Source organism: Micromonospora sp. SD12, from assembly GCF_052068495.1.
Classification (GTDB): domain Bacteria; phylum Actinomycetota; class Actinomycetes; order Mycobacteriales; family Micromonosporaceae; genus Micromonospora; species Micromonospora echinofusca.
In genome coordinates this window covers 1-12203 of the sequence record NZ_JBQHDF010000003.1, presented here as the reverse complement: position 1 = coordinate 12203, position 12203 = coordinate 1, and the positions used below count along the sequence as shown (strand labels likewise).

The 12203-nt window shown below is 73.1% G+C and carries 9 protein-coding genes; 8 read left to right on the top strand and 1 reads right to left on the bottom strand.

The annotated features are described in order from the left end of the window. Positions 1–185 precede the first annotated feature (185 nt). From ACTMS2_RS06995 to ACTMS2_RS06965, 7 genes are all read left to right on the top strand, one after another. A complete protein-coding gene (locus tag ACTMS2_RS06995; protein WP_441175127.1) occupies positions 186–1526 on the top strand; it encodes a cytochrome P450 in 1341 nt (446 codons plus the stop codon). Further along, positions 1523–2440 carry a terpene synthase family protein gene (locus tag ACTMS2_RS06990; RefSeq protein WP_441174684.1) on the top strand — a complete coding sequence of 306 codons (918 nt, stop codon included), beginning with the start codon at positions 1523–1525 and terminating at the stop codon, positions 2438–2440. The genes ACTMS2_RS06995 and ACTMS2_RS06990 overlap by 4 nt, the downstream gene beginning before the upstream one ends. Then, positions 2437–4005, top strand: a complete 1569-nt coding sequence (locus tag ACTMS2_RS06985; protein ID WP_441174683.1) for a prenyltransferase — start codon at positions 2437–2439, stop codon at positions 4003–4005. Before ACTMS2_RS06990 ends, ACTMS2_RS06985 begins: the two co-directional genes overlap by 4 nt. Before the next feature lie 190 nt (positions 4006–4195). Beyond that, positions 4196–6751 carry a nitrate- and nitrite sensing domain-containing protein gene (locus tag ACTMS2_RS06980; protein ID WP_441174682.1) on the top strand — a complete coding sequence of 852 codons (2556 nt, stop codon included), beginning with the start codon at positions 4196–4198 and terminating at the stop codon, positions 6749–6751. A gap of 91 nt (positions 6752–6842) precedes the next feature. Beyond that, entirely contained in the window at positions 6843–7265 is a 423-nt protein-coding gene (locus tag ACTMS2_RS06975; protein ID WP_088999398.1) for a roadblock/LC7 domain-containing protein, read from the top strand. A gap of 5 nt (positions 7266–7270) precedes the next feature. After that, positions 7271–7657 carry a DUF742 domain-containing protein gene (locus ACTMS2_RS06970; protein WP_363902771.1) on the top strand — a complete coding sequence of 129 codons (387 nt, stop codon included), beginning with the start codon at positions 7271–7273 and terminating at the stop codon, positions 7655–7657. Continuing rightward, positions 7638–8249 carry a GTP-binding protein gene (locus ACTMS2_RS06965; protein WP_358090356.1) on the top strand — a complete coding sequence of 204 codons (612 nt, stop codon included), beginning with the start codon at positions 7638–7640 and terminating at the stop codon, positions 8247–8249. Before ACTMS2_RS06970 ends, ACTMS2_RS06965 begins: the two co-directional genes overlap by 20 nt. 284 nt (positions 8250–8533) lie before the next feature. Here ACTMS2_RS06965 and ACTMS2_RS06960 read toward each other — a convergent pair whose 3' ends face one another. Next, entirely contained in the window at positions 8534–11389 is a 2856-nt protein-coding gene (locus tag ACTMS2_RS06960; RefSeq protein WP_441174681.1) for an aconitate hydratase, read from the bottom strand. A gap of 161 nt (positions 11390–11550) precedes the next feature. Here ACTMS2_RS06960 and ACTMS2_RS06955 point away from each other — a divergent pair, with 161 nt between their 5' ends. Next, on the top strand, positions 11551–11907 hold the full coding sequence (locus ACTMS2_RS06955; protein ID WP_441174680.1) for a VOC family protein: 357 nt from the start codon (positions 11551–11553) through the stop codon (positions 11905–11907). Positions 11908–12203 lie beyond the last annotated feature (296 nt).

Here is a 12203-nt window from a genome sequence, read left to right as displayed (position 1 = left end):
AATTCTCGTTCGACGGCTAGCGGATTCTCGGCGGGTGGTGGCATGCTTCCCGAATCGTGACGCAAGGCAGCCGTCTGCGTGACGGTCTGTCACAGCGGAGCGTGACCAAGGGGGAGGAGCCGCGGGTGCGGGATGCCATGGCCGGGCGGAGCGTCGACGACGCGCGAGGGCGGGCCGCCCGCTCGATACCACTGTGGAGGATGCTCCCGGGTCTGCTGCGTGACCCGCTGGGCCAGCTCGTCGCGGTGGCCGACTCCGCCGAGGGCGAGATCGTCCGGCTCAACCTCGGGACGATCCGTCCGTACCTGGTCACCGAGCCGGCCCACGTGCAGCACGTCCTGCGCGACAACGAGGCCAACTACACGCGTGGCGGCAACAGCATGCTCTGGCGTCCGGTGCGGCGGCTCACCGGCGAGGGCATCCTGTCCGACGGGCCGCAGTGGCAGGCCAGCCGCGCGCGCATGCAGCCGCACTTCACCGCCAAGCGCATCGACTCCCTCGTGGACACCATGAGCCGCGCCGTCAGCGACGCCGTCGACGAGTTCGACGAGCCGGCCCGCACCGGCCGGTGGTTCGACGCCGGCACCGAGCTGGGACGGGTCATCTGCCGGGCGATCAGCAGCGTCTTCTTCGCCGACCGGGTGAGCCTCGCCGACCAGCTGCGGATCGTCGCCGCCCAGGGCACGATCGTGACGGCGCTGCGCGCCCGGCTGCTCCTGCCGTTCGTGCCCGACGCGGTGCCGGTGCCGGGCGACCGCGCCCTGAGCCGCGCGATCGGCGTCGTCGACGACATCATGCTGCCGCTCGTACGCGCGGAGATGGCCAACCCGCGCGACGGCGACGACCTGCTGGCCGCCCTGGCACGCGCCCGCGACGAGCAGGGCCGCCCCCTCGACGAGCGGCAGGTCCGCGACGACGTGGTGGCGTCCTTCGCCACGGCGACCGAGACCACGTACGCCGTGCTGACCTGGCTGTGGCCGATCCTGGACGCCCACCCCGAGATCGCCGAACGGCTCTACGCCGAGCTGGACGAGGTGGTGGGGACCGACCGGACGATCAGCCGGGAGCAGCTGCGGGCGCTCACCTACACCCGGGCCGTGGTGGACGAGCTGCTGCGGATGTACCCGGCGGGCTGGCTGCTGCCGCGCACCGCCCTCGCCGACGACGTCATCGGTGGCACCAGGATCAAGGCGGGCAGCATCGTCGTCGTCAGCTCCTACATCACCCAGCGGCTCGCCCGCTTCTGGGACCGTCCGGACGTCTTCGACCCCGAGCGCTTCCGCGGCGACCAGTCGCGCCGCGGCCACCGGTACGCGTACTTCCCGTTCGGCGGCGGCCCGCACCAGTGCCTCGGCATGTACCTGTTCAATCTGGAGGCCCCGCTGGTGGTGGCCACCATGCTCAGCCGCTACCGCTTCCGGCTGCGGGAGCCCGGCATGCCGCCCAAGCAGTTGGCGGCGGCCCTGCGGCCGGGCCGGCCGGTGGTCATGGCGCTGAGCCCGGTCCGCGAGCGGAGGCCGGCATGACCGCGCTGCCGACGGCGACGCCCGACGGGCGCGACGAGCTGCGCGACGCCCAGGAGCAGGGCCGCATCTGCGGCCTGGCGGTACGCGGCCAACGCGACCTCCAGGCGTCGGCCGCGGCCCGCCCCGAACTGTTCCCCGCCGAACCGTTCGACACCATGCTGTTCGCCAACATCTCGCTAGCCATCGCCTTCGGTGCCCCGTGGTGCACGGCCGAGCAGCTGCGCGCCGCGAACCGCACCGTGCTGTGGGGCTTCGCCCTCGACTGGCTGATCGACCACCGGGCGCGTACCCGCGACGAGGTCGACGGGCTCGTCGCGCGCTGCCGCGCGGTGGCCGCCGGCGAGCCGCCCGCCCCCGACGACCATCTCGGCACCTACCTGGCGGCACTCCAGGAGGAGCTGGCGACGGTCCCCGCCTTCGCCGCGTACCGTCCGCTGTGGCGCGACCGGGTGGACGCGACGGTGCGGGCGATGGCCCGCGAGTGGGAGTGGAAGGCGGCCTGGCGGCCCGGGGACCGGGCGTCCCTGCCGAGCCTCGACGCCTACCTCGACAACGCCGACAACCACGCCTGCACGATCGTCAACGTCGCGCACTGGCTCTACACCGGCGACGAGGCCACCCTCGCCCGGCTGGACGAGCTGGTCGCGGTCAGCGACCAGGTGCAGCGCGCCCTGCGCCTCGTCAACGACCTCGGCACCTACGAGCGCGACCTGCGCTGGGGCGACCTGAACGCGCTGCTGCTGGTCGAGGACCGCGCCGAGGTGGAGCAGCGGCTCGCCGCGCTGGTGGACAGCTGCCGCCGGATGCTGGTCCCGCTCCGCACGACCTGCCCGCGCGAGGCGGACTACCTGGCCCGGCAGGTCGGCTTCAGCAGCGGCTTCTACCAACTGGCCGACTTCTGGGGGATGTCGTGACGGCGGCGCCCGTCGCCGCACCCGACGTCGGCGGCGCCGGGCTCGCCGCCGCCGGCCGTGAACTGGTGGCGGCGATGCTGGCCGCCCCCGCCGGCACGGTCTCGCCCTCGATCTACGAGACCGGCCGGCTGGTCGGCGACGCGCCCTGGCTGCCGGGGCACGCCGAGCGGCTGCGGTACCTGCTGGCCGCTCAGCGCGCCGACGGCGGATGGGGAGCGCCCGGCGCGTACGGCCTGGTGCCGACCCTCAGCGCGGTGGAGGCGCTGCTGAGCGCCCGGCGTACCGACAGTCGGGAGGCGCACCGGCTCGCACCGGCCGTGGACCGGGGAGTGGCGGCGCTGCGGGACCGCCTGCTGGTGGCCGTCGAGCCCGTGCCGGACATGCCGGGCGTCGACCTGATCGTGCCCGCCCTGATCGACCGGATCGACGCGCTCCTCGACGGCGGCGCGGTCGGTCGGAGCCGGCCGGCGGCGCCTGCGCTGCCGATGCCGTACGGCATGACCCGGCACCGGGCCGAGGCGGTCGGGCGGCTCCTCGCCACCGGCGGGCCCGTGCCGCAGAAGCTGTGGCACGCCTTCGAGGTGCTGGACGCGCGGGCGCGGGTGTGCCTGCCGGCCCGGCCCGTCTCCGGTGCCGTCGGCGCCTCGCCCGCCGCCACCGCGGCCTGGCTGGGCGATCCCACCCGTCCGGGTGCGGACCCCGCCGCGCTGGCCTACCTGACCGGCGCCGTCGCGCGCGGCGGCGGGCCCGTGCCGTGCACGACGCCCATCGCCGTGTTCGAGCGCGCCTGGGTGCTCAGCGGCCTGGCCCGGGTCGGCGCGGCGACGGGCGTCCCCGCCGAGCTGACCGGCGGGCTGGCCGCCGCGCTCGGACCGACGGGCGCGGCCACCTCGCCCGGCCTGCCGACCGACGCCGACACCACCGCCGTCACCCTCTTCGCGCTGGCCCGCCTCGGGCGCCCGGTCTCGCCTGACAGCCTCCTGGCGTACGACACGGGGGCGCACTTCTGCACCTGGCAGGGCGAGGACGGCGCCTCGGTCACCACGAACGCCCACGTCCTGGAGGCGCTGGGCTGGCACGCCCGGCACCGGCCGGGTCGCCCGTACGCCGACGTCGTGCGGCGGGTGGCCGGCTGGCTGGTCGACGGCCAGCACGCCGACGGCAGCTGGACGGACCGCTGGCACGCCTCCCCGTACTACGCGACGGCCAGCGTCGCGGCCAGCCTCGCCGAGTACGCGCCCGACACCGCCGGCGAGCGGCTCGACCGGGCGGTCGACTGGGTGCGCGACACCCAGCGCGACGACGGCTCGTGGGGACTGTGGGCCGGCACGCCGGAGGAGACCGCGTACGCCCTCCAGGTGCTGCTCGGCTCCGGGCGCGCGCCCCGGCCGGGCCTGGCCCGCGTCGTGCGCCGGGCGCTCGCCTACCTCGACGACCACGGCGAGGGCACCGTCGACGTTCCACTGTGGCATGACAAGGATCTCTACCACCCGGTGCTGATCGTGCGGGCCGCCGTGCTCGCGGCGCGGCACCTGGCCCGGCTGACCGGCCACGCGGGACGGTGAGCGCGGCGATCGGGTGCCCGCCATGACGCACCGGTCATGATCAGGACTGCTTGAGTGATCGTCGTGACACTGCTACCGTGCGCCGGGTCGGTCGAAGCGCCATGCGGAAGCCGCCGATCGGATGAATCAGACTCCCCGCCAGGGATGGTTTTCAATGGGTTCCCGCAGCTCCAATCTGCGCCGGAAAGTCGTGGCTCTACTGGCCTCACTCGTTGCGCTGTGGGCGTTCGCCGCGTGGGTGACCCTCCGGGAAGGCGTCAGTCTCCTCTGGGTGCAGGTGCTCGACGCGCAGGTCGCCCAGCCGGGTGAGCCGCTGGTGCTGGAGTTGCAGGCCGAGCGTCGCGCGTCCGCGGCGTACCTGGGGGGCTCCGGCGCGGCCGAGCGGGAACAGCTCGACGCGCAGTGGCGGCGCACCGAGGGCGTCGCCGACGACTTCCGCAAGTCGGTCAGCAGTTGGCGGGTGGACCTGGCGGCCGACGAGAGCCAACGGCAGATCGACGCGGTCGTCAGCGGGCTCGACCGGCTCGGCGGCGTACGCGAGTCCATCCGCGACCGGCAGGTCGACCGCGCCACCGCCACCCGCGCCTACACCGAGCTCATCGACTCGGTGCTGCGGATGTACGGGTCGCTGGGCAACCTGGACGACGAACGGTTCACGCAGGAGACCGCGGCGCTGATCGACCTCGTCCGGATCCGTGAACTCATGTCCCAGGAGGACGCCCTCGTCACCGGCGCCCTGGCCGCCGGCCGGATGACGCCCGAGGAGACCGCCGCGTTCGCCCGCGCCACCGGCGCCCAGCGCTACCTCGACAGCCAGGTCCGCACCGACCTGTCGAGCGCCGACCGGACCCGCTACGAGGCGCTGCTCAGCGGCGAGGCGTACACCACGTTCCGGGCCCTGGAGGACCGGGTCGTCGTGCAGGGACGCGCGGGCGGCGCGCCACCGGTGTCGGCGACCGAGTGGCGCGCGGCGGCCGACGTGGTGGTCGAGGAGCAGCAGCGCTTCATCATCGAGGCCGGTGACGCGCTCGTGGAGCGGGCCGCGCCCATCGCCGTCGGTGTCGTCCTGCGGCTGGTGCTGGCCGCCGGTCTGGGCCTGCTCGCCGTCATCGCCTCGATCGTCGTGTCGATCACCACCGCCCGGGCCCTCGTGCAGCAGCTGGAGCGGCTGCGCGACGCCGCCTTCCGGCTCGCCAACGAGCGGCTGCCCGGCGTGGTCGAGCGGCTCGGCCACGGCGAGGAGGTCGACGTCGCCAAGGAGGCGCCGCCGCTGGAGTTCGGCGACGACGAGATCGGCCAGGTCGGCAAGGCGTTCAACGCCGTGCAGGAGACCGCGATCCGCACCGCCGTCGAGCAGGCCGAGCTGCGCCGCAACGTCCGCGAGGTCTTCCTCAGCCTGGCCCGGCGCACGCAGGCGCTGGTGCACCGCCAGCTCACCCTGCTCGACGCGATGGAGCGCCGCGAGCACGACGCCGAGGAGCTGGAAGACCTGTTCCGGGTCGACCACCTGGCCACCCGGATGCGGCGCAACGCCGAGAACCTCATCGTGCTCTCCGGCTCCACCCCGGGCCGCGCCTGGCGGCGTAACGTGCCGATGGTCGACGTCGTGCGCGGCGCGGTCGCCGAGGTGGAGGACTACACCCGGGTCAACGTGCTGCCGCTCGGCGCCGTCTCGCTCACCGGGCGCGCGGTCGGCGACGTCATCCACCTGCTCGCCGAGCTGATCGAGAACGGCCTGTCGTTCTCGCCGCCGCACACCTCCGTCGAGGTGCGCGGGCAGATGGTGGCCAACGGCTTCGCCATCGAGATCGAGGACCGTGGCCTGGGCATGAGCGAGGAGGACCTGGCCGCCGCGAACCACCGGATCGTCGACCAGTCCGAGCTGAACCTGGCCAACGCCTCCCGCCTCGGGCTCTACGTGGTCAGTCGGCTGACCGAGCGGCACGGCGTGCGGGTGCAGCTCAAGGAGTCCGCGTACGGCGGCACCACGGCCGTCGTGCTGATCCCGGCCGAGCTGGTCACCGCCGACGACGAGGACCCGAGCACCTCCGGCGGCTTCCCGGCCGGTCTGCCCGCCGCTACCCGGGCACCCGGCACGCCCGGCCAGGTGCCGCCCACCGCCGAGCCGCCGCTCGCCGCGGTGCCGGTGGCGCTCGCCGAGCCGCTCGCGCCCCGTACGCGGCCGGCTCCGGACACCGACGCACCCGCCGAGGGGGACGCCGACACGGGCGGCCTGCCGACCCGGTCGCGCGGCCGGAGCCTGTCGACGGCCGCCCCGGCCCTCGACGCGCGGCTGCCCGTCCGGCCGCGTGCCGGCTCCGAGCAGTACGCCCTCGACGGCCCGACCTTCCCGACCGGCCTGCCGGTGGCCGCCGCCCGGCCCGCGCCGCCCGAGGCGCCCGGAACGCCGGACGCGCCGGAGGCGGACACCGGGTCCACCGCGACCGGCGGCCCGGCGCCGACGGCCCGCCAGGTGACCGCGCGCACCGACTCGGGGCTGCCGGTGCGGGTGCGCCAGGCCAGCATCGTGCCGGAGCTTCGTGACGATCCGGCCGCCGGCGGGGACGACGACACCGACGACGAAACGGCGCGCCCGCCGGAGCAGGTACGCCGGATGATGAGCTCCTACCAGACCGGCACCCGGCGCGGCCGTACGGACGCCGCCCGGCTGCTCGGTGGAGCGGGCGACAGCCGTACCGAGGCCGGCGGGGAACCCGACGCCGGCGACGACCTGCAAGCGACCTGACCGGCGCCGCGACGGCGCGGGGGACCTCCGCGCCGTGACGGTCAGCCGAGACGAGCACGGCGACAACTGCCGGGGGAGAAGAGGACGACGAGTGGCGCAGAAGACGGCTTCGAGTGCCGACCTGACGTGGTTGCTGGATGATCTGGTCGGCCGGGTGAAGCAGGCCGACCACGCGGTCGCGCTCTCGACGGACGGCCTGTTGATGGCCGCCTCGCGAGGGCTCAGCCGGGACGACGCCGAGCACCTGGCGGCCATGGCGGCCGGCATCCAGAGCCTGGCCCGGGGCGCGGGCAAGCGCTTCGGCGGCGGCCAGGTGCAGCAGACCATCATCGAGATGCAGTCGTCGTTCCTGTTCGTCACAGCGGCGGGGCGCAACGCCTGCCTCGCCGTCCTCGCCAGCGAGGACGCCGACGTCGGCCTGATCGCCTACGAGATGGCGATGCTGGTCACCCGCGTCGGCAAGTACGTGGCGTCGCCGACGCGGACCGGCGAGCAGCAGACCGGCGAGAAGTAGCCGCGATGACGGTGCAGGGGGAGTCCTCGGAGCACCAGTGGGTCGATGACCATGCCGGCCCGGTCGTGCGCCCGTACGCGGTGACACGTGGCCGGGCCCGGCCGGTCACCGGCACGTTCGACCTGATCTCCCTGGTGACGGCGACCCGCGCGGACGTGACCCCGGAGGTCGGGCTGGGCCCGGAGCACCTGGCGATAGTCGGGCTCTGCCAGCGGATCCAGTCCGTCGCCGAGATCGCCGCCCACCTTGACCTGCCGGTGGGCACCATCCGGGTCCTGCTCGGTGACCTGGCGGCCCGCAGCCTGGTGCAGGTACGCGAACCGCACACCACGGCCGGCCTTCCCGACAACAGCGTTTTCGAGGCGGTAATCAATGGACTACGGGCACTCTGAGCGGCCGGCGGGAGCGACGCCACTGCCCACCGCGATCAAGATCCTCGTCGCGGGCGGCTTCGGCGTCGGCAAGACCACCATGGTCGGCGCGGTCAGCGAGACGCGCCCGCTGCGTACGGAGGAGGTGTTGACCGAGTCCGGCGTCGGCATCGACGACCTCTCCGGGGTGGAGAGCAAGACGACCACCACCGTCGCCATGGACTTCGGCCGCATCACAATCAGCGACGACCTGGTGCTCTATCTCTTCGGCACCCCGGGCCAGGACCGGTTCTGGTTCGTCTGGGACGAACTGGCGCTCGGCGCGCTCGGCGCGGTGGTGCTGGCCGACACCCGGCGGCTGGCCGACTGCTTCCCCTCGATCGACTACTTCGAGGGCCGGGGCACGCCGTTCGTGGTGGCGGTCAACTGCTTCGAGGGGGCCCGGCAGTACCGGCTCGACGAGGTGCAGGCGGCGCTCAACCTCGATCCGGGGGTGCCGGTGCTGCTCTGCGACGCGCGGCAGCGGGAGTCCAGCAAGGAGGTGCTCATCACGCTGATGGAGCACGCCATGAAGACCCGCGAGGCCCGCCGCCGCGCCGCCGCAACCGAGTAACCGGACCACCGCCACCACCACCGCAGCCGCTGTTGCGGGGTGGCCGCCGTTGCGGCTGCCCCGCGTCGCTGTTCCGTGCCCGCTGCGTCGCGTCTTCTGGCGCGTTGCTGCCTGCTGCGCCGCGCTCCCGGATGAGATCTTGGTAGGGAATGGCCCCTCCGGGGGCACTTCCGTACCAAGATCTCCGGGCGTGCACCGGTGCCAGCGCGCCGGCACCGGCCGCATCTGAGCGGACACGCGAGGGGCCCCCTGCCGTCGTGGCAGGGGGCCCCTCGTCCGTGTCGTCAGTTGGCGATCATGCGACGCAGCACGTACTGCAGGATGCCGCCGTGCCGGTAGTAGTCCGCCTCGCCCGGGGTGTCGATCCGGACCACCGCGTCGAACTCGACGCCGGTGTCGGTGCTGACCTTGACCGTACGCGGGGTCTCGCCGTCGTTCAGCGCGGTGACCCCGGTGATGGAGAACGTCTCCGTGCCGGTGAGGCCGAGCGACTCGGCGGTCTCGCCGGCCGGGAACTGCAGCGGGAGCACGCCCATGCCGATCAGGTTCGAGCGGTGGATCCGCTCGTACGACTCGGCGACGACCGCCCGGACGCCGAGCAGCATGGTGCCCTTGGCCGCCCAGTCGCGCGACGAGCCGGAACCGTACTCCTTGCCGGCCAGCACGACCAGCGGGATGCCGGCCTCCTGGTAGGCCACGGAGGCGTCGTAGATCGAGGTCTGCTCGCCGGTCAGGTGGTTGACCGTGAAGCCGCCCTCGACGCCCGGGACCAGCTGGTTGCGCAGCCGGATGTTGGCGAAGGTGCCCCGGATCATCACCTCGTGGTTGCCCCGGCGCGAGCCGTACGAGTTGAACTCGTGGCGCGGCACGCCGTGCTCGGCGAGGTACGTGCCGGCGGGCGAGTCGGCCTTGATGGAACCGGCCGGCGAGATGTGGTCGGTGGTCACCGAGTCGCCCAGCTTGGCCAGCACCCGGGCGCCGGTGATGTCGACGACCGCCTTCGGCTCGCTTTCCATGCCCTCGAAGTACGGGGGCTTGCGGACGTAGGTCGACTCGTCCGCCCAGGCGAACGTGTCGCCGGTCGGGGTGGGCAGCGACTGCCAGCGCTCGTCACCGGCGAAGACGTCCTCGTACGCGGCGCTGAAGCCGGTGGCGCCGATCGCCGAGGCGATGACGTCCTGGATCTCGGCGCTGTTGGGCCAGATGTCCCGCAGGAACACCGGGTTGCCTTCGCTGTCCTCGCCGATCGGCTCGTTGGCCAGGTCGATGTCCATCGTGCCGGCCAGCGCGTACGCGACCACCAGCGGCGGGGACGCCAGGTAGTTCATCTTGACGTCCGGGTTGATCCGGCCCTCGAAGTTCCGGTTGCCGGAGAGCACGGAGACGACCGCAAGGTCGGCCTCGTTGACCGCGACGGAGACCTCCTCCGGCAGCGGGCCGGAGTTGCCGATGCAGGTGGTGCAGCCGTAGCCGACCAGGTGGAAGCCGAGCTTCTCCAGGTAGGGCGTGAGGCCGGCCCGCTCGTAGTAGTCCATGACGACCTTGGAGCCCGGGGCCAGGGTGGTCTTCACCCACGGCTTGCGGTTCAGGCCCTTGTCGACGGCGTTGCGGGCCAGCAGGGCCGCGCCGATCATCACCTGCGGGTTGGAGGTGTTGGTGCAGGAGGTGATCGCCGCGATCACCACGGCGCCGTGGTCCAGCTCGTACTCGACGCCGTCGGCGCCGGTGACCCGGGTCGGGTTGCTGGCCCGCCCGCCGGAGCCGACGGCCGCCGTCTTTAGGTCGCGCGGCGCGTCGGCCGGGTCGCTGACCCCGTTGGCCGGGGAGTCGCTGGCCGGGAAGGACTCGGCGCTCGCCTCGTCGGCGTGGCCCTCCACGCCGAACGGCTTCTCCTGCTGCGGTACGCCCGACTTGCGGCCACGGTCGCCGCCGGTCTCGTCGGCGGCCACGTAGTCGGTCAGCGCCGAACGGAACAGTGTCTTGGCGTTGCCCAGCGGGACCCGGTCCTGCGGGCGCTTCGGGCCGGCCAGGGACGGCTCGATCGTGCCCAGGTCGAGCTCCAGGCGCTCCGAGTACTCCGGCTCGGCCTCCGGGTCGTGCCAGAGGCCCTGCTCCTTGGCGTACGCCTCGACGAGCGCGACCTGCGCGGCGTCGCGGCCGGTCAGCTCCAGGTAGCGGACGGTCTCGGCGTCGATCGGGAAGATCGCGACGGTCGAGCCGTACTCCGGGGACATGTTGCCGATGGTGGCGCGGTTGGCCAGCGGCACGGCGCTCACGCCGGGGCCGTAGAACTCGACGAACTTGCCGACCACGCCGTGCTTGCGCAGCATCTCGGTGATGGTGAGCACCAGGTCGGTGGCGGTGGTGCCGGCCGGCATCTCGCCGGAGAGCTTGAAGCCCACCACGCGCGGGATCAGCATGCTGACCGGCTGGCCGAGCATCGCGGCCTCGGCCTCGATGCCGCCGACGCCCCAGCCGAGCACGCCCAGGCCGTTGACCATCGTGGTGTGCGAGTCGGTGCCGACCACGGTGTCCGGGTACGCCTGGCCGTTGCGCTCCATGATCGTACGGGCCAGGTACTCGATGTTGACCTGGTGCACGATGCCGGTGCCCGGCGGGACGACCTTGAACTCGTTGAACGCGGTCTGGCCCCAGCGCAGGAACTGGTAGCGCTCCTTGTTGCGCTCGTACTCCAGCTCGACGTTGCGCTCGAAGGCGTCCTCGCGACCGAACAGGTCGGCGATGACGGAGTGGTCGATGACCAGCTCGGCCGGGGCGAGCGGGTTCACCTTGGTGGCGTCGCCGCCCAGCTCGCGGACGGCCTCGCGCATGGTGGCCAGGTCCACCACGCAGGGCACGCCGGTGAAGTCCTGCATGAGCACCCGCGCCGGGGTGAACTGGATCTCGACGCTCGGGTCGGCGTCGGATTCCCAGACCCCGAGCTGCCGGATGTGGTCGGCGGTGATGTTCGCGCCGTCCTCGGTCCGCAGCAGGTTCTCCAGGAGGATCTTCAGGCTGTAGGGGAGCCGTTCGTGGCCCTCCACCTTGCTGATCTTGAAAATCTCGTAGCTCGCGTCTCCGACGCGTAGCTGGGTCTTCGCACCGAAGGTGTCGAGGCTCGCCACGTCGTACTCCTTCACACCAGCGACCGTGAGTAGTCCTGAGCAGTCTGTCGCACCGGTCGGGGTGCCGCCGTGGTTAGGGGACACTTACCGCCGATTCTCCGTCGTCAACAAAACCGTACGTCCGTCTTGCTAACTTCGCAACCTCGTGCCATCGTTCGGGACGAGGAGGTGCCACCATGATCCATCACGTCCAGCTCGCCTGCCCACGCGGCTCCGAGGAGGCGTCGCGGGCCTTCTACGTCGGCGTGCTCGGGATGACCGAGAAGCCCAAGCCACCCGCGCTCGCGGCCCGTGGCGGCTGCTGGTTCACCGGTCACGGCGCGGAGCTGCACCTGGGCGTGGAGGACGACTTCCGCCCCGCCCGCAAGGCCCATCCCGGTCTGCTCAGGCCGGACCTGGACACGCTCGCCGCCCGGCTGGCCGCCGCCGGATACCCGGTCACCTGGGGCGACGACGAGCTGCCGGGCATGCGCCGCTTCCACTCCCAGGACGCGCACGGCAACCGACTGGAGTTCCTCGCCCCGATCGACTGACCCGCCACTGCCCCCGAGGCGCGCTCTGGCCGCTACGGCCGCAATCACTGTTCGCGCCCGCCCCGCCCGGGCTGCTGGGCTCGGCCGGCTGAGTCGCCCCCGCGCCTCACGCCCGGCTCAGCGGCATGGCGAGAGGGCTGGTCCCCGGGCTCGGCGCAACGTCCCGGCTCGGCGGCGTGGCGCCTCCGGCTAGCTCGACGCCCGACAACGGTATGACGAAAGGGCCGGCCCCCGGGTGGGGGTCGGCCCTTGTCGTCGTTGCGTGGTGCGGGGCTGCTGGTCAGGCGGTGTAGCCG